We start from the raw sequence: 18,298 nt of genomic DNA on the forward strand, positions 1-18,298 counted from the left end.
CACTTGTAGGAACGATCGACTGTTTGGGGTTGTATAGTCAAGTAATTAAGTGCATGTGGTGGATGCCTTGGCAGTCAGAGGCGATGAAAGACGTAATAGCCTGCGATAAGCTCCGGGGAGGCGGCAAATATCCTGTGATCCGGAGATTTCTGAATGGGGAAACCCACCTGTCATAAGGCAGGTATCGTATGATGAATACATAGTCATACGAGGCGAACGAGGGGAAGTGAAACATCTCAGTACCCTTAGGAAAAGAAATCAATTGAGATTCCCTCAGTAGCGGCGAGCGAACGGGGAAAAGCCCATTAAGTCATATAAGTTCTAGTGGAATGCTCTGGGAAGTGCAACCATAGTGGGTGATAGTCCTGTACACGAAAGGGCTTATATGATGATGTCGAGTAGGGCGGGGCACGTGAAACCTTGTCTGAATATGGGGGGACCATCCTCCAAGGCTAAATACTCCTGACTGACCGATAGTGAACCAGTACCGTGAGGGAAAGGCGAAAAGAACCCCTGTGAGGGGAGTGAAATAGATCCTGAAACCGCATGCATACAAGCAGTGGGAGCCGACTTGTTCGGTGACTGCGTACCTTTTGTATAATGGGTCAGCGACTTACATTCAGTAGCAAGGTTAACCGCATAGGGGAGCCGTAGAGAAATCGAGTCTTAATAGGGCGTTTAGTTGCTGGGTGTAGACCCGAAACCGGGTGATCTATCCATGAGCAGGTTGAAGGTTGGGTAACACTAACTGGAGGACCGAACCCACTGTCGTTGAAAAGCCAGGGGATGACTTGTGGATAGGGGTGAAAGGCTAATCAAACTCGGTGATAGCTGGTTCTCCCCGAAAGCTATTTAGGTAGCGCCTCGGACGAATACCATTGGGGGTAGAGCACTGTTTCGGCTAGGGGGTCATCCCGACTTACCAAACCGATGCAAACTCCGAATACCAATGAGTACTATCCGGGAGACAGACTGCGGGTGCTAACGTCCGTAGTCAAGAGGAAAACAATCCAGACCGCCAGCTAAGGCCCTAAAATTATAGTTAAGTGGGAAACGATGTGGGAAGGCATAGACAGCTAGGAGGTTGGCTTAGAAGCAGCCACCCTTTAAAGAAAGCGTAATAGCTCACTAGTCGAGTCGGCCTGCGCGGAAGATGTAACGGGGCTAAAACTATATGCCGAAGCTGCGGATTTGCAATTTATTGCAAGTGGTAGGGGAGCGTTCTGTAAGCCGATGAAGGTGTATTGAGAAGTATGCTGGAGGTATCAGAAGTGCGAATGCTGACGTGAGTAACGACAATGCGAGTGAAAAACTCGCACGCTGAAAGACCAAGGGTTCCAGTCCAACGTTAATCGGGGCTGGGTGAGTCGACCCCTAAGGCGAGGCCGAGAGGCGTAGTCGATGGGAAATTGGTTAATATTCCAATACTTCTATGTAATGCGATGAGAGGACGGAGAAGGTTAAGTCAGCCTGGCGTTGGTTGTCCAGGTGGAAGGTTGTAGGCATGTATCTTAGGCAAATCCGGGGTACTCTATGCTGAGAACTGATAGCAAGCTGTACTTGTACAGTGAAGTGGCTGATACCATGCTTCCAGGAAAAGTCTCTAAGCTTCAGTTACATAGGAATCGTACCCGAAACCGACACAGGTGGTCAGGTCGAGTAGACCAAAGCGCTTGAGAGAACTCTGCTGAAGGAACTAGGCAAAATGGTACCGTAACTTCGGGAGAAGGTACGCTGCCGACGGTGATAGGATTTACTCCTTGAGCTATTGGCAGCCACAGAAACCAGGCCCCTGCAACTGTTTATTAAAAACATAGCACTCTGCAAACACGAAAGTGGACGTATAGGGTGTGATGCCTGCCCGGTGCTGGAAGGTTAATTGATGGGGTTAGCGTAAGCGAAGCTCTTGATCGAAGCCCCAGTAAACGGCGGCCGTAACTATAACGGTCCTAAGGTAGCGAAATTCCTTGTCGGGTAAGTTCCGACCTGCACGAATGGCATAATGATGGGGGCGCTGTCTCCAGCAGAGACTCAGTGAAATCGAATTCGCCGTGAAGATGCGGTGTACCCGCGGCTAGACGGAAAGACCCCGTGAACCTTTACTGCAGCTTGACATTGAACTTTGATCTTACTTGTGTAGGATAGGTGGGAGGCTTTGAAGCCGAGACGCTAGTTTCGGTGGAGCCAATCTTGAAATACCACCCTGGTAATATTGAGGTTCTAACTCTGTCCCGTTATCCGGGACGAGGACCATGTCTGGTGGGTAGTTTGACTGGGGCGGTCTCCTCCTAAAGAGTAACGGAGGAGTACGAAGGTGCGCTCAGCGTGGTCGGAAATCACGCGTAGAGTATAAAGGCAAAAGCGCGCTTAACTGCGAGACCCACAAGTCGAGCAGGTACGAAAGTAGGTCTTAGTGATCCGGTGGTTCTGTATGGAAGGGCCATCGCTCAACGGATAAAAGGTACTCTGGGGATAACAGGCTGATACCGCCCAAGAGTTCATATCGACGGCGGTGTTTGGCACCTCGATGTCGGCTCATCTCATCCTGGGGCTGAAGCAGGTCCCAAGGGTATGGCTGTTCGCCATTTAAAGAGGTACGCGAGCTGGGTTTAGAACGTCGTGAGACAGTTCGGTCCCTATCTACCGTGGGCGTTGGAAATTTGAGAGGATCTGCTCCTAGTACGAGAGGACCAGAGTGGACGAACCTCTGGTGTACCGGTTGTGACGCCAGTCGCATCGCCGGGTAGCTATGTTCGGAAGGGATAACCGCTGAAAGCATCTAAGCGGGAAGCCTACCTCAAGATAAGATTTCCCTAGGACTTTATGTCCTCTAAAGAGCCGTTGAAGACTACGACGTTGATAGGTTGGATGTGGAAGCATAGTGATATGTGAAGCTGACCAATACTAATTGCTCGTGAGGCTTGACTATACAACACCCAAACAGTTGGTGTTGTGGTTCAAATCACTGCAAACAACTTGATTTAGTTATAAAGCTAGATACATGAGCGAGGAATAAACAAACATTAATTATGTTTGTCCGAGCGAAAGACATAAAGCTATGTTTTATGTTAAAATCAACTCAAATATACCTGTTAATAACTCATTTGATGAAAGTTAGGCATACACAATGTGTAAATAAGACCCAACGAATAGTCATAAACAGTTGTGCTGGCGACAATAGCAAGAGTGAACCACCTGATCCCTTCCCGAACTCAGAAGTGAAACCTCTTAGCGCTGATGGTAGTGTGGAGTTATCCATGTGAGAGTAAGTCATCGCCAGCTCATTAATTCAAAATCCCCCTAACTTAATAGTTAGGGGGATTTTTTTATGCTGGAAGGTTAAATAATATAAATGAGAAAAAAGTGAAGAGCCGAGAATATGTATCTATATAAATGGTAAAAAGCCAGCATTTTCTGACTTTTATGTCATATTTAAAAAGGTCACAGAGCACCTTTTAACGTTTCTTGATGTGCTTTAACCTGTTTGGCGTATTTCTTACCTTGACGCTTCATTTTCCAACTCGAATGGTAGCCTGTTGGACCGACATTATAATAAGCCAAAGCTTTGGGCCAACTTTCTGCTTTCTGGTTATAGTTGGCAAGAATATACGTACCACAATTAATATTATTAACTTCTTCAAATAAATCGCCAGAGCAGGTTTGTTGCCAATAGCGTGGGATAACTTGAGTAAGTCCAATAGCACCAGCAGGGGAAACAGCATAATTTCTATAGCTAGACTCTTGCCTTATGACCGCTGCAACTAATAATGGATCGACATTATAGCGATCGGCACTTTGTACAATCATGGGTGCAATACGTAGTGCTGTAGTTGGTTCAACAGCATATGCCTTTTGAATGCCATTGGCTAATTTTGCTGAACGCTTTTCAACGGAACCGCCACCAAGTGATGCACAACCAGTAAATATTAAAAAAGTTGTTGTTAAAACTAAAACAGATTTAGCTTTAATATGAGATGTTGGCAAGTATCGTTGATAATTCAGCAAACTGTATATCCATTGGTATAATGTCTGAGAAGATCATATTGAGCTGTGCAATTACAGTCAAGTTGAGACAGAAGGGACTATTTTATGGTTTTGTTAAATCCGTACTTTATTTAAGCTAAATAGAGGTGATTAATCGAAATCCTAGATTTTATGCTGTGAGTAGACCCGCTTGCAAAGATAGTTTTGTCATATAAACCCATCGTATTTAGCTTCTTTATAGGTGATTGCATGGACAAGTCAAAGAAATTCCTCTTGCTTATAGCAAATAGCCTAAGCAGTATCTACATTGGTAAGACTTGCTATTCTCCAAATATTAAGTTTGAAATTATGAGGATATAAGGCCTAATGTAAAGACATGACTGAGGACTTATAAAAAGTTTCAAATTTCAAAAAAGGGTATTTCTCACATATGGAAAACAGTATTGAATATTTGTTTTATGATGCTCATCGATAATGTTTAAAAATAGAGTGGAGATACATAAAAAATTAAAAACATTTATCTAATATTAAATTTACTCAATAAATCTAAATTCTGTGATAGCGATACGTTTTTTGAAGCCCAACAAATAAGTTCAGCCGTTGTTAGATAGGGCGGATTCAAGCGGCAAGTGCAACAGTATAAAAACCAGCCATAACTTCACTCGGTGTATACCAACCTAGTGTTTTTCTAGGACGATGGTTGAGTGCAAATTCTATCTGCTCTATTTGTTCGTTTGACACGCCATCAAACGATGATGATTTTGGCAGATATTGACGGATTAAACCATTCGTATTTTCATTTCTAGCTCGCTGAATAGACTTGTAAGGATCAGCAAAATACGTCTCTATGCCAGCATCAGTAATTCTTTTGTGTTCGGAAAATTCTTTGCCATTATCAAATGTCACACTATAAGCATGGCTCATTTGTAAACGATCTAATGCACAAGTAATCGTTTGAGAGGATGCTCTTGTTGGCCCTAAATGAACAATATGTACATACAGGCTCTTTCGATCAACGAGAGTCAATAAAGCACCTTTATGATGTTTACCAATCACCGTGTCACCTTCGAAATCTCCTAAACGTTGTCGTTGATCAATGACCTGGTGTCGGCAGTGAATACTTGTTTTATCAATGATTTGACCCCTACGATCCGTGTTTTTGTAACCGCGTTTTCGATATTTCTTCTGATGCCTTAAATGTAGATGAAGTTTACCGCCTTTTGATTTATCTTGATAAATGTACTGGTAAATCCACTCATGTGAAGGTACATCCAGCCAACCGCGTTGTGTTAAAGCACCTGAAATTTGTTCGGGTGACCAGTCCAAACCAATCAAATAATCAATATAAGCGAAGGCAAATGCTGTCATTGATGATGAAGGACGGTACCGTCTTTGACTTGCAAATTTAGCTGCCTGTTGAGCTCTATATCCACGTTGCCCAGTATTTCTTTTTAATTCACGGTAGATGGTTGATCGTGAACGTCCTAATTCCCGAGCAAGGGTAGCGATTGAACTTTTACTTTTCAAAGTAGCATAAATTTCGTATCTTTCATCTTGAGAAAGTTGGGTGTATTTCTTCATTGTGTGCTTTCCAATTACGAGTTGAAAAAGTCTAATGATTCTATGAATACACCTAACTTTTTCAACTAACTACAAATGTGTTGCACTTGGGATTTGAATCTGCGTAGCATGAATCTAAGTCCAACGCTTTCTTATTTACATTACTTTCAATGTGAAGCCATGATTCTTTATTTAGAGAAACCATGGCTTCAACATGTCCGAAAGGGATTTTTTAATTTATTTCAATTCGCTTGATGACTTTCCGAGTTCACGGCGTGCAATGATGAGTTGCTGAATTTGTTGCGTACCTTCAAAAATATCTAGAATTTTAGAATCTCTTGCCCATTTTTCTAAAAGCTCATCTTCGTTGTAGCCTACTGTTGAGGCAAGTTCGACGCACTTAAGGGTAATTTCATTACAAATTCGACCAGCTTTGGCTTTGGAGATGGAGGCTTCTTTTGAGTTTGGCTTTTTGTTATCTGCCATCCAGGCGGCTTTTAAGGTCAGTAAACGAGCTGCTTCCCATTCGGCTTCCATGCGATAAATTTGGCTCGCAATATGAGTCGTCTGTAAGTATGGGGCCATATATTGAGGATCTAAACAATCGCTGAAGATCTCTTTAATGCGTTCTAGTGAGGCCTTGGCACAGCCTAGAGCCATCGCTGCAACGAGCGGACGAGTATTATCAAAAGTTTCCATCACGCCAGCAAAGCCTTTAGCAATGTTAATTTCCGCATTTCCTAGTAAGTTATTGGCTGGCACACGGCAGTCGATTAAACGAATAACTGCGGTATCAGAGGCTTTGATTCCTAGCTTATGTTCTAAACGTTCTACTGTCATACCAGCAGTTCCTTTAGGAATCACAAAAGATTTGATGGCTGAACGACCTAATTTTTTATCCAGAGTTGCCCAAACGACGATAGCGTCGGCACGGTCACCTGAAGTCACGAAAATCTTTTCACCATTTAAGATGTAATCTTCACCATCTTTTGTTGCTGTGGTGCGAATAGCAGCAGAGTCCGAGCCACAGTTTGGTTCAGTGATTGCCATGGCTGCCCATGTGTTTTTGAAGCGTTGTAATTGCTCTTCATTGGCAACAGCTGCAATTGCTGAGTTTCCCAGCCCTTGACGGGGCATTGATAGGAGTAAAGCGGTATCTCCATAACACATTTCAATTACACTTAAAGCGGTAGAGAGATTCACTCCATTTTTATTACCTTGTTCATTGGTACCTCGCTTGCCGACAGCGGCCCCTGCGTTCATACCTTCACCGCCTTCATTCATACCATCGACTAAAGATGCCAACATATCCAGTTCTTTAGGATAGCTGTGTTCAGCTTTGTCGTATTTTCGGGAGATAGGGCGAAGTACATTGATGGCCACTTGGTGGGCTTGATCAATCAGTAATTTAAATTTTTTAGGGTTTTGTAAATTCATGCCAATTTTCCTTTTTATTATGCATGTAGACCAGAGTGAACAATCGCTGTTGCACGTAAATCACGATACCAACGCTCAACAGGGTGTTCTTTGGTGAATCCGTGCCCACCTAAAATCTGTACACCATCGGTGCCAATTTTCATGGCTTTTTCGGCACAAAGTAAGCGTGCTAAATAGGCTTCACGGTGAAATGTCTGCCCAGATTCAGCTAGACTTGCGGCATTTAGAATGAGCATACGCATTGCATCAATTTCAATGGCCATATCGGCAATCATAAAAGCAACACTTTGACGATGTGAAATGGGTTCACCAAAGGCGGTACGTTCATTGGCATATTCAATACAATATTTTTTGACCGCCTCACATGTGCCGACCGCCATTGAACACCACATTAAATTGCCGAGGTCTAAAAATGCCGTGTAGTTGAAATCTTCATCACCTAAGCGTAAAGCAGGGGTTTGATTAAAAATTAAAGTTGCTGTTTCCGTTGCTTTGAGCCCCATAGCGGGAGATTTTTTAAACTGAATACTTTCATCCCGTCTGAGAATAAAAACTTCAGTTTGAGCATTAAGTTCAGCACTGACAAGGAAAATATCTGCACTTTCAGCCAATAGTACCAGTGTCTTTTCACCTTGAATAAAATATTGACCATCACGTGAAATGGCTTTGGTTTTTAACTGGTAAGGATTAAAAGCAGGCGTAACTTCTTGAATTGCAAAGCTAGCGCGAATGCTACTGTCTTGCGCAAAACTGTTTAAATATAAAGCTTGTACTTGCTCCGAACCCCATTGCGTAATGGCATTAATTACACTAAAGGTAGAGAGCATACCCGCGGCTAAACTAAAGTCACCTTTGGCCAGATGCTCCGCGATAAGCACATTACTCAGAATATTTTTCTCAGCAGCGACACCACCGAGTGCCTCAGGCAAAGCATAAAAGTTCAGACCTAGCTCTTCGATATATTGCCAAAGTTCTGTTGGAAAAGTTTCATTTTGATCGGCACTTGCGGCTAATGGGTAAAGTATATCGGCGGCAAACTGTGACATGGTGTCGATGGTCATTTGCTGATCTTCAGAATAGCTCAGATCAAACAATGATTTTTCTTGATTATTGAGTCGCTGTTTATGCAGATCCTTATTGGCTTTAAAGGCTTTTTGTGTTTTTGATAAAGTCTTATAGCCCGCTTTTGAGCCTTGATATAGCGATTTCTCCACAAATTTTCTAAGTTTTAATTGGTCAAGTACGTCGCTACTTGCCATTTTTGTGATCAGTGATAAGCCAAATCCCTGCGCCTTATTTACCATATTTGTCATTATTTTCATCCAGCAGAATTATTCTGTGGTTGTATGCTGACATAGCGGCACACGAATAACTATGTCATCGCTGACATGATGTATTGTCAAAGATAAACGGTAGGTTGTATGCTTTAAATTTCTCTAATCTTTTGTTTTTAAATATTTTTGTTGAATCGTTAGAAATTAAATTTATTGATCAATTGACTAAAATGACATCGCGTCATTTTGGTCAATGAGCCTTTAGATAAACTTTTTCACCATTGCACGAACATTGGTTTTCGCTTCAATCACAGTCATAAAGGTATAAGCACCAATGAATTTACGGCTGATAAACATAAACTCTTTGGGTGGAACACTGAAATAACGAGACGCCATCGACTTTGAAGCTTGCTGCATTACACGGCTATGAAGTTGGCTTGCTTTCCAGTCATAAGCAAAGTGTTCATCCATAACACCAGCAGGTAAGTCTGGGTTGTTGCTTGGGCTGCTGAATGCTTCAGTTGCAAGTAAGAAGACTTTAGCCATATCCGGTTTAATGCTTTGAGGGATAGAGTCGAAAAACTCATAGCCTGTCATTGCTTGAACCATTTCTTCACTACTATGATTAAACCCAGCATGAATGAGCTTGCGTGCAACACCAAGTAAGTGTTCATCAAACTGTCGGATTGCACCAAAGTCAAGTAGAACGATTTTATCCAAGATATCATTGCCATTACCTAAGCGAACGAGGTAATTACCAAAGTTCGGATCGGTCTGCATTTCACCCCATTCAAAAATCTCGCGTACCGCAATTTCAAGCGATGCTTCGCCAAGTTTGTTGCGACGTTCTTGCGGCAGAGACAGCATGACAGGGCTGTTAATCGGCACGCCACGTTCAAATGTCATACACAATACTTGGTCTGTGCAGTAGCCATCTATAATTTGTGGCACGATGTAGCGAGGGTCTTCTTTTAAGCGAGCAGCAAAGCGGCGTGTGGTTGCAGCCTCAATTTTATAATTGACTTCACGGTGCATCATCTCACGAACTTCATCGAACCATTGGTCGAACTCGCGTGTTTGCGGAACCATTCGTGTCAGTTTAAGCATGTTTTTGAATAGACTCATGTCTGAGTCAATGGCTTCAGCAACGCCTGGATATTGAATTTTCAATACCATCTCTAAACCATCAGACTTACGCGTTGCACGGTGGACTTGTGCCAGTGATGCAGTGCCCAGTGGCTCATGATCGATGGTCAAATCATCTAGCTTAGAACCCAATTGGCTGTGTAGTTGCTGTTTAATCGCAGGCCACGCTAAAGCGACCGTTTGATTATTTAACGTATTTAAGGCTTGCGTGATTTCTTCAGGTAGAAAGTGTTCACCATAAAGCGCCATCATTTGGCCAATTTTGACGATAGAACCTTTAAGTTTGCCTATTTCAGAAACAAGATAATCGGCCTGTTCTTTCATTGCTTTTTTGCGTTTCTTTTCTTTTTCTTCTTCGCTAGAAAACATAGTTGTCGCATTAGACGCAGCCCAACGTGTTCCAGCAAGCAACGAAGCTTTGGCAATCGATAAACGACGATCCATAGAGGAGGTTTTCAGTTGTTTAAGCTTATCGTTGTGATCTGACATAATTCAGTAAAATCCTTTCATCAGCAAGGGCAGCATTTTAGATTGTAACGGATAATATCGTGTATTCACGTATTAAAAAAGTTCAACTTGCTGAATCTCGAGTTAAAAAAGGCCATAAGTGTTAAGCAACCATCTAAATACAGCCTAATCGGGATTGTTACATGCGAAATTTTACTTTAAGGGTATTTTTCTGAATCAATTCATCTTTATGCATTTGTATGTGTTGGAGGATCATTTCTTGTACCGGTTGGTGCATAAATCCATGTGCATAACCTTTAACAATGATGATGCTCGGTAGGCTAAAAAAGAAGTATCGAGCATCTTCAAGGGTTGCACATTCATAGATCCCTTGCTGTTGCAACAGCTTCTGGAAATAGGCTTTTTCAGTGTCGACATGATTGTTTTCGGTGTCATTCCAATAGCGTTCACGCATCGCCATTAAATTGTTGTGTTTATAACTCATAAGTTTGGGGAATATTGGCAGAAGAACTCACTTTATAATAAGGCTGTTTGATTAGGTTTCAATGCAAAGCCTGTGAGTTCATGTAAAAAGCTGTGCAGTGGAAATTTTATAGGGGGCTAGTATGTTCATACAAAATAGGATGTTATATTAAAGCGCTACAGCACGTAGATGTTGTGAATGACTAGATTAAAAAATGAATGAAGAAAATTTGCTTTGGGGAAAGGAATTGAAACAAATATTTAGTGCGTTGCTTGTTGTGGGATTGTTCAGTGGTTCAGCCTATGCAATGGGCCCAACTAAAAAATATGAAGCATGCATGAAGCAAACTGGCAATGTGTTGAGTGAAATTGATGCATGCATGAGTAAAGAATATAAAGCACAAAAGAAACGCTTAAAGAAAGTATTTAAGCCGTATTTAGCGAAGGCTCCTGCAGAAGAGCAAGGACTGGTTAAACAGTCTCATCAGCAATGGCTGGCGCAGCGTGATCAGATTTGTAATAACAAACCTATCGTGAAAAATGAAAAGACTGAATTACAGCGTATTTCGTGTCTGATGCAAATGACGCAAACCCGTGCAGATATGTATGAAGCACGTACAGGCCGTATAAGCAAATAAGAGCAAAGCGTATGAAAATGTGTTTGCTGTGCATCAAAACATTATAAATCATAGAAAAACAGGGTATCATAAGGCGTTTTTATTATGACCTTGGAGACGCCTTTAGTGGATCGCCCGACTATTAGCCCTGAACATATACAGGAAGCCGCTGAAAACTTAAGCACAATTCGTGATTTTATCCGTTTTGGAGTGACAGCATTACGTCAATACGATGCACATTTAGGTCAAGGTACAGAAGACTATTTTGCTGAAAGTTCAGCGTTGGTGTTACAGACTTTATCTTTAGATTGGAATGCAGATGCTGAAATCTTAGAGTCGAAGCTACTACCAAGCGAAAAAGCAGAAGTTTTAAGCTTATTAGAACGTCGTATTAATGAAAAAGTACCGACTTCATATTTGCTTAATTTGGCATATTTTGATGGCAAACCATATTATGTCGACGAACGTGTACTGATTCCACGTTCACCGATTGCAGAACTGATTCAAAACCGTTTTGCACCTTATTGCTTAGGTGAAAATGGCCAAATGGGTGAAGCAGTCAATAACTTGCCAGAAAACCCAAATCCGAAAACGCCACAACGTATTTTAGATATGTGCACGGGTTCAGGTTGTATCGCGATTGCTTTGGCTTATGCGTACCCAGATGCCGAAGTAGATGCAACGGATATTTCTAAAGAAGCTTTAGAAGTGGCTCAAATTAACTCGGAACACCACGACAAACAGTATCAAGTGGCTTTACTTGAGTCTGACCTGTTCTCCAAAATTCCTGCTGAAAATCAATATGATCTTATCGTGTCGAACCCACCTTATGTGGACGCTGAAGACATGGCAGATTTACCTGAAGAATTCCACCATGAGCCAGAATTGGCATTGGCGGCAGGTCAAGATGGCTTAGATTTGGTTCGTAAAATGTTAGCTCAAGCGCCAGATTACTTAACTGAAGACGGTCTCATCGTGATTGAAGTGGGTAATTCTGAATGGGCAATGCGCCAAAACTTTAATACTGTTGATTTTTACTGGTTACAGTTCCAAAAAGGCGGTACAGGAATCTTTGCATTGACTGCGGCTCAATGCCGTCAATTCCGTGATTTATTCATTCAATCTGTTCAAGCATAAAAGGAGTCGTTAGACATGGCAGGTAATAGTATAGGGCAACTCTTCCGTGTAACGACTTGTGGTGAATCTCATGGTGTAGGCTTAATGGCGATTGTGGATGGTATTCCACCGGGCCTTGAGCTTACAGCAGACGATTTACAAAAAGATTTAGACCGTCGTAAGCCGGGCACTTCTAAATTTGCGACGCAGCGCAAAGAACCTGATGAAGTTGAAATCATTTCAGGTGTGTTTGAAGGTAAAACAACAGGCACACCAATTGGTTTATTGATCCGTAACACCGATCAAAAATCCAAAGATTACGGCAATATTGCACAAAGCTTCCGTCCGGGACATGCAGACTATACTTATACACAAAAGTACGGTTTCCGTGATTACCGTGGCGGTGGTCGTTCAAGTGCGCGTGAAACAGCTATGCGTGTGGCTGCGGGTGCAATTGCGAAAAAATACTTGGCTGAAAAGTTTGGTATTTTAATTCGTGGTCATGTGACCCAAATTGGGACTGAAATTGCGGAAAAATTGGATTGGAATGAAGTACCTAATAATCCATTTTTCTGTGGCGATGTCGATGCCGTACCGCGTTTTGAAGCACTGGTGACTTCATTGCGTGAACAAGGTACCAGTTGCGGCGCAAAGCTTGAAATTTTGGCTGAAAAAGTGCCTGTAGGTTGGGGTGAGCCTGTTTTTGACCGTCTAGATGCTGACATTGCCCATGCCATGATGTCTATTAACGCGGTCAAAGGGGTTGAGATTGGTGATGGTTTTGCCGTTGCTGGTCAGTTTGGACATGAGAGCCGTGATGAGTTAACCACTGATGGCTTCCTTGCGAACCATGCAGGGGGTATCTTGGGCGGTATTTCGAGTGGTCAAACCATTCGTGTGGCCATTGCTCTTAAACCAACAGCATCTATTACCACACCGGGTAAAACCATCAATATTAATCGTGAAGATACTGACGTATTAACTAAAGGTCGTCATGACCCTTGTGTGGGTGTGCGTGCGGCTCCGATTGCAGAAGCAATGCTTGCGATTGTTTTAATGGATCACTTTCTGCGTCATCGTGCTCAAAATGCAGACGTCGTTGCACCATTTGTACCGATTGAATACTAGAAAATTCTCTTTATATTTAAGAGAATAGACATTAAAGTCAGACTTCGGTCTGACTTTTTTTATTTGCGTATGAAAGCTAATCTTAAATGTAAGAAAAGAGTTGTTGGCATATTATGCACGTTATGGTTATCACGATACTCAGAAAACGGCATCTTACCTATTAAGTGCCAATGTAGGACAACCTTTGATTCATCTTCATTTGCTCTTACTGAGTAAACAAATTTAGAGTTCGAGTCTTTCTCATTTCTGAAAGAAATCATCAATAACACAGAATAATTGGGGATGAGCCGTATATGGCACAAGGAACATAAGGGCTAGCGTCGTAAGTTTAGTGTGTTAACTCAACGAATGGCTCTAGACCTTCTCTTGTTCAAGTCAACTTTTTATCCGCGATTCGGGTTAAGTCATTTAGATATTTGATTTTTTTAAATAAGAAGGAATGGGGATGAATAAAAAATAAGCACAGTCAGACGAGGCACCATTATATTTTTATCACTACTCACAGTTTTGGTTATTTCATTGTTGATATACGGCTATGACAGTATGCATGACCCTGAAAAAGTTAAAGCGCGCTTATATGCTTGTGGAAAATTTGGTGATCGGCACATGCTCATTGATAAGCAGTATTTATATTATGGCAGAGTGACTTATCAAGGTGTGAATTATTGGGGGAAAAATATCGAAGAAGAACACGAGGCTAAAGGCTGTGATGATCAAATTCAAAGTATTGCTTTGAAAGTGAAATGGCCTGAAATGAAAGCATCTAGAGAAGGCTTTAAACTAGATTCTGAAAATAAAGATGTGATCAAAATCGCATTAAACCAACGTTCCGTTTGGAAAGAGGAGTGGGGAAGTAAAGACTTCTTTAATTATTTTGGTCAGTTAAAAAGAAAATTAAGAAAAGGAATGTTTTCTTCTAGTGGAGAAGAGGTGAGTGAAATATGGGTAGATGAAACAAAAACATTTAACTCAGATTTAGGGCTCTATGAAATAGAGGTAAAAAGTGATGACGGTGTTGGAAAAAGGGTGTATTGGCAGGAGCGTAAAGGTAAAGGGGTAAGCCTAACTATTGTATGTCTTTATTTTAAGGATGGTGCAACAAGTTGTGAATTTAATACACATCAGCCCAATTATGGGTTTAATACGAGTTATATCACTATAAAATTTCATAGTGAGTTACTGCCGCATTGGCAAGAAATTTATCAAAATGCAGAACAACTCATTCATTCTTTTAATACAGGAGAGAAACAGAATGAAGCATCCGAAGAGTATAGACCGTAACCATGCTCAAAGATGTTTAGATGACCTAAGGATAGCTCAGATGTGCGATAGATATGTCCTATTTTAAAGCAGTAACAGTGTTATTTTGATCAGTATAGTGCAATGCTTGCCCTAAGCTGAGGTTGTGCTCTATAAAAATAAACGAAAGATAATACTTTAAGAGCAGTTTCCAATCGGGTGATTACATGGTATATAAATTGCTCATAGAATAATAAGCATTATTGCAGGAGAGAAATGTTCTGCATTCGCCGAAGGAGCAACGACCCCGGAAACTCTCAGGCAAAAGGACTGTAATAATGAAAAAACTCTGGAGAGAAGTGTTCAATCACTCACCGAAGGGGATGGTTTAAAACGTCAAGGGATGTTTTAGGTCGAAGCTCTCAGGTACACATGACAGATGGGGTTGACATCAAACAATAAAAAGGAGGTGTCTATGTGTCATGTCGTTGTCATTGGTGCTGGAATTACAGGCGTCACAACTGCATATGAATTAAGCTTACTTGGTTATCAAGTGACCGTTGTTGATCGTCATTTATTTCCTGCGATGGAAACTTCTTTTGCAAATGGTGGACAACTGTCTGCATGTAATGCGGAAGTTTGGAACCAAAAATCGACAGTGCTGAAAGGCATGAAATGGATGTCTCAAAAATCTGCCCCTTTATTGCTCAATCCTGCGTTTAGTGTGCATAAATATGCATGGCTGATGGAATTTCTGGGCAATATTAAACATTATGAGGCTAATACCCACGAAACAGTACGTTTGGCTTTATTGGCTCGTCAGCGCTTGTTCGAAATTGCGGATAAAGAGTCAATCGACTTCAATTTAGAAAAACGTGGTATTTTGCATTTTTATCATAATAAACAAGATTATGATGTTGCCATCCGAGTCAATGATTTACTCAATAAAGGTGGACTTGAACGTTGCGGCGTAAGCAATGAAGAAATTAAGCAAATTGAGCCGACACTGACCGGCGATTATTATGCTGGATTCTATTGTGAAGGCGATGCGACGGGTGATATTCATAAGTACACCACAGGTTTGGCTGAAGTCACCAAAAAGTTAGGTGTGAAGTATCGTTTTGGTATGGATGTGACAGATATCGAACATTTAACTTCAGGTGTTGAAGTAAAGTTACAGCCAAGTTCAGAGAATGTTGAACTGCTTCCAAATGAAGTGGAAATGTTGGCTGCCGATGCTGTTGTGGTTTGTGCAGGGGTGGGTAGCTATCAATTGGCTGAATTGGTCCAAGAACGCGTCAATGTTTATCCTGTAAAGGGATATTCGATTACGGTGATGTTAAATGACGAAGAAAGCCAGCAAAATGCGCCGTGGGTGAGTTTGCTGGATGAAAGTGCGAAAATTGTAACTTCACGTTTAGGTAAAGATCGTTTCCGTGTTGCGGGCACTGCTGAGTTTAATGGCTATAACCGTGATATCCGGGCAGATCGGATTCAACCTCTTGTTGACTGGACCAATCGCAACTTTAAAGTCTCGACAGAGCATGCGGTGCCTTGGGCAGGTCTTCGCCCCATGATGCCGAATATGATGCCTGTAGTTCGCCGTGGAAAGCTAGAACGTGTGTTCTTTAATACAGGACATGGGCACTTAGGTTGGACGCTATCTGCAGCAACTGCGGCAATGATTAGTCAGGAAGTCGCGACAGCGTATCCTGTTTAATTCGAGTGCATTCTTGGATAGATAAAAACAAGTTTGCTTCGAGCTTGTTTTTATTATTTCTGTTTAATGATGTTATAATTCTGCCTTAATTTCAAAAGATTGCTCACAAATGAATACTTTAAACTTGAGCAAAAATAAGTAGTATTGTTTCAAGCAATTGATGACTAATGTGAAGGTGAATAATGATTAACATGAAAATGGCTTTGGTGGTTTTAGCTTCTGCAACAATGCTGTCGCTTGCTGCGTGTAGTGACAAAAAACAAGAGACTGAACAAACGCCAGTGGAAAGTTCAGCGGCTGAAACACCAGTAACCAATATTGAAGTTAGTCCAGAGATGATTGATGCTGCACCTTTAGAGTCTGAAGAAGCAGGTGCATCAGCACCAGCGGCAGCTTCTGAAGCGAAATAAGTCCAAAGATAATAAAAGCCTCCCGATGCGGAGGCTTTTTTTTATGGATGAGAGTGAAATCAGCATTTAATCGTAAATATCTAGATTCAGGATATAAATCAAAAAATCATATTGAAACCATAACGAACAATCGATAGAGTTTATTTAGTAAATATTGTCAATCTGTGATGGTTTCCATCAATGCATCGTTTGCAAGCAAATGGACAGTAGAAAACATGATGTTTAATCATAACTCATGTAAAAATGAGGGAATATTTTGTACGCAGTTAAGCTCACAGAAGTATCGTTGAATTTTAAACAGCATGGCCGAGCATGTTTGATTGTTGCTGCGGTGATTTTTGTCTGCTGCTTGCTTGGTATTTTCACTCGACCGATTGCATATTTCGCCTATTTTTGGCCTGCCAATGCTGTACTGATCGGCTTATTTTTACGGTTTAAGCCACTCAGAAATGTCGGTGGTTGGTTTGGCGCTTTTATTGGTTATATGTCGGCAGACTTAGTCACAGGGAATCATCTTGAGCTGACTTTGGCTTTAACGATCGCCAATTTTATGACAGTAGGCGTTTCATTATTTTTTATCCATTATTTACAAATTGACTATCGTGCATATAACAAAGGTTTAAATTTTCTTTATCTTTTCTTGGTTTGTGCTTTTCTTGGGTGTTTTTCCAGCGCGATATTTGCCGTTGCGGTCGTTCCGTATATGCCACACACCTTTATGAGCACGCAAGACCTGTGGGCTGAGTTTTATATTTGGTGGACGGGGGAAGTGCTAAATTGTATTTCACTTTTACCCCTCATGTTGACCTTTCCGGCAGCGAAGAAATTAAAGTATCTTTGGAATAACCGTAGACAGTGTGAAACCCAGTTTGTCGATGTTTTACCCTTACTCTCAGTTTTAATCTCTGTGGCATGTACTCATCTTTTCTTTGGTCCAGGTGCCTTACTTTTCCCTTTAGCAGGGCTGATTTGGGCGGCTTTGAGTTATAACTTATTTTATGTGAGTATTATTAACAGCTTAGTTTGTTTTGTGACTTACCATAGTTTAACGACCTATTATATTTCACGTACGGCAGATAACTTCTTGGCCAGTTCTATTTCCGTGCGTATAGGGCTGTGTATGCTGATGATTGCACCTTTGCTTTTATGTATTGTGAGTCGAAATCGTCATGATTTGTATAAAGAAGTGCTCTATCTGGCCAACCACGATCCCTTAACTCATGTGGGAAATCGCCGTTTTTTCTTCACTCAAACTGAAAACCTATTGAAGGAAAATCTGGTTAAATCGATGAGTATCATTGTGCTAGATATTGATCATTTCAAGAAAATGAACGATCAATATGGTCATTATATTGGTGATGTATTGCTACAAAGCTTTGCCACGACGGTGAAAAGTAATTTGCGTGAACAGGATTTATTTGCACGTATGGGCGGTGAAGAATTTGTGGTGGTGTTAAATAATACCACTGAAGTTGAATCACAAATCATTGCGGAACGTATCTGCCGTGCTGTCGCTACTTCAAAAACGCAAGTGGCGCATGCGGTTTTGAGCATGACGGTGAGCCTTGGTGTGGTGCACCAAGTTCTACCAACGAAAAATAGCCTACAGAGCTTGTTAAATCGCGCTGATCGGGCGCTATATCAAGCCAAAACTTTAGGACGCAACCAAGTACAACTTGCCTCATAGGTTAAAATTTAGTAAAAGTATAAAACAATAAAAACTATATACTTGGATAA

At 41.4% G+C, this 18,298-nt stretch carries 13 protein-coding genes, 2 rRNA genes and 1 riboswitch; of the genes, 9 read left to right on the top strand and 6 right to left on the bottom strand.

Going from position 1 to position 18,298, the window contains the following annotated elements; all coding sequences use genetic code 11:
* Nucleotides 1–35: 35 nt before the first annotated feature.
* Nucleotides 36–2,929, top strand: a 23S ribosomal RNA gene (locus tag F986_RS05760).
* A gap of 238 nt (nt 2,930–3,167) precedes the next feature.
* A 5S ribosomal RNA gene (rrf, locus tag F986_RS05765) occupies nt 3,168–3,282 on the top strand.
* A 159-nt stretch (nt 3,283–3,441) separates the two neighbouring features.
* Here the strand turns inward: rrf and F986_RS05770 are convergent.
* The 6 genes from F986_RS05770 to F986_RS05795 form a co-directional block, all read right to left on the bottom strand.
* Nucleotides 3,442–4,005, bottom strand: a complete 564-nt coding sequence (locus F986_RS05770) for a lytic transglycosylase domain-containing protein (protein WP_004693006.1) — start codon at nt 4,003–4,005, stop codon at nt 3,442–3,444.
* A gap of 597 nt (nt 4,006–4,602) precedes the next feature.
* A complete protein-coding gene (locus F986_RS05775; protein ID WP_004691346.1) occupies nt 4,603–5,565 on the bottom strand; it encodes an IS30-like element IS18 family transposase in 963 nt (320 codons plus the stop codon).
* A gap of 216 nt (nt 5,566–5,781) precedes the next feature.
* Nucleotides 5,782–6,981: an acyl-CoA dehydrogenase family protein gene (locus tag F986_RS05780; protein WP_004693009.1), complete on the bottom strand. Its 1,200-nt coding sequence runs from the start codon at nt 6,979–6,981 to the stop codon at nt 5,782–5,784.
* Nucleotides 6,982–6,998: 17 nt separating this feature from the next.
* Nucleotides 6,999–8,285, bottom strand: a complete 1,287-nt coding sequence (locus tag F986_RS05785; protein ID WP_171057603.1) for an acyl-CoA dehydrogenase family protein — start codon at nt 8,283–8,285, stop codon at nt 6,999–7,001.
* Between the two features lie 231 nt (nt 8,286–8,516).
* Nucleotides 8,517–9,890, bottom strand: coding sequence for an ABC1 kinase family protein (locus F986_RS05790; RefSeq protein ID WP_004693012.1), 1,374 nt, complete (start codon nt 9,888–9,890; stop codon nt 8,517–8,519).
* A gap of 157 nt (nt 9,891–10,047) precedes the next feature.
* Nucleotides 10,048–10,353: a hypothetical protein gene (locus F986_RS05795; RefSeq protein WP_004693014.1), complete on the bottom strand. Its 306-nt coding sequence runs from the start codon at nt 10,351–10,353 to the stop codon at nt 10,048–10,050.
* A 193-nt stretch (nt 10,354–10,546) separates the two neighbouring features.
* On the opposite strand from F986_RS05795, the gene F986_RS05800 reads away from it, so the two are divergent.
* The 7 genes from F986_RS05800 to F986_RS05830 all read left to right on the top strand — a co-directional run bounded on the left by F986_RS05800 (nt 10,547) and on the right by F986_RS05830 (nt 18,248).
* A complete protein-coding gene (locus tag F986_RS05800) occupies nt 10,547–10,969 on the top strand; it encodes a lysozyme inhibitor LprI family protein (protein ID WP_004693016.1) in 423 nt (140 codons plus the stop codon).
* A gap of 105 nt (nt 10,970–11,074) precedes the next feature.
* Complete coding sequence (gene prmB, locus F986_RS05805; protein WP_026056415.1) at nt 11,075–12,085, top strand: 50S ribosomal protein L3 N(5)-glutamine methyltransferase; 1,011 nt, start codon at nt 11,075–11,077, stop codon at nt 12,083–12,085.
* 15 nt (nt 12,086–12,100) lie between these two features.
* Entirely contained in the window at nt 12,101–13,192 is a 1,092-nt protein-coding gene (aroC, locus tag F986_RS05810) for a chorismate synthase (protein ID WP_004693021.1), read from the top strand.
* Nucleotides 13,193–13,735: 543 nt separating this feature from the next.
* Nucleotides 13,736–14,473, top strand: coding sequence for a hypothetical protein (locus F986_RS05815; RefSeq protein WP_004693023.1), 738 nt, complete (start codon nt 13,736–13,738; stop codon nt 14,471–14,473).
* A 214-nt stretch (nt 14,474–14,687) separates the two neighbouring features.
* Nucleotides 14,688–14,774, top strand: a riboswitch (glycine riboswitch).
* Nucleotides 14,775–14,906: 132 nt separating this feature from the next.
* The gene (locus F986_RS05820) at nt 14,907–16,151 is read left to right on the top strand and encodes a D-amino acid dehydrogenase (RefSeq protein WP_004693024.1); all 1,245 of its coding nucleotides are present in this window, start codon (nt 14,907–14,909) and stop codon (nt 16,149–16,151) included.
* Between the two features lie 182 nt (nt 16,152–16,333).
* Nucleotides 16,334–16,561, top strand: coding sequence for a hypothetical protein (locus F986_RS05825; protein WP_004693026.1), 228 nt, complete (start codon nt 16,334–16,336; stop codon nt 16,559–16,561).
* A gap of 256 nt (nt 16,562–16,817) precedes the next feature.
* The gene (locus tag F986_RS05830; RefSeq protein WP_004693027.1) at nt 16,818–18,248 is read left to right on the top strand and encodes a GGDEF domain-containing protein; all 1,431 of its coding nucleotides are present in this window, start codon (nt 16,818–16,820) and stop codon (nt 18,246–18,248) included.
* Nucleotides 18,249–18,298 lie beyond the last annotated feature (50 nt).

This window comes from Acinetobacter johnsonii CIP 64.6 (assembly GCF_000368045.1).
Lineage (GTDB): Bacteria > Pseudomonadota > Gammaproteobacteria > Pseudomonadales > Moraxellaceae > Acinetobacter > Acinetobacter johnsonii.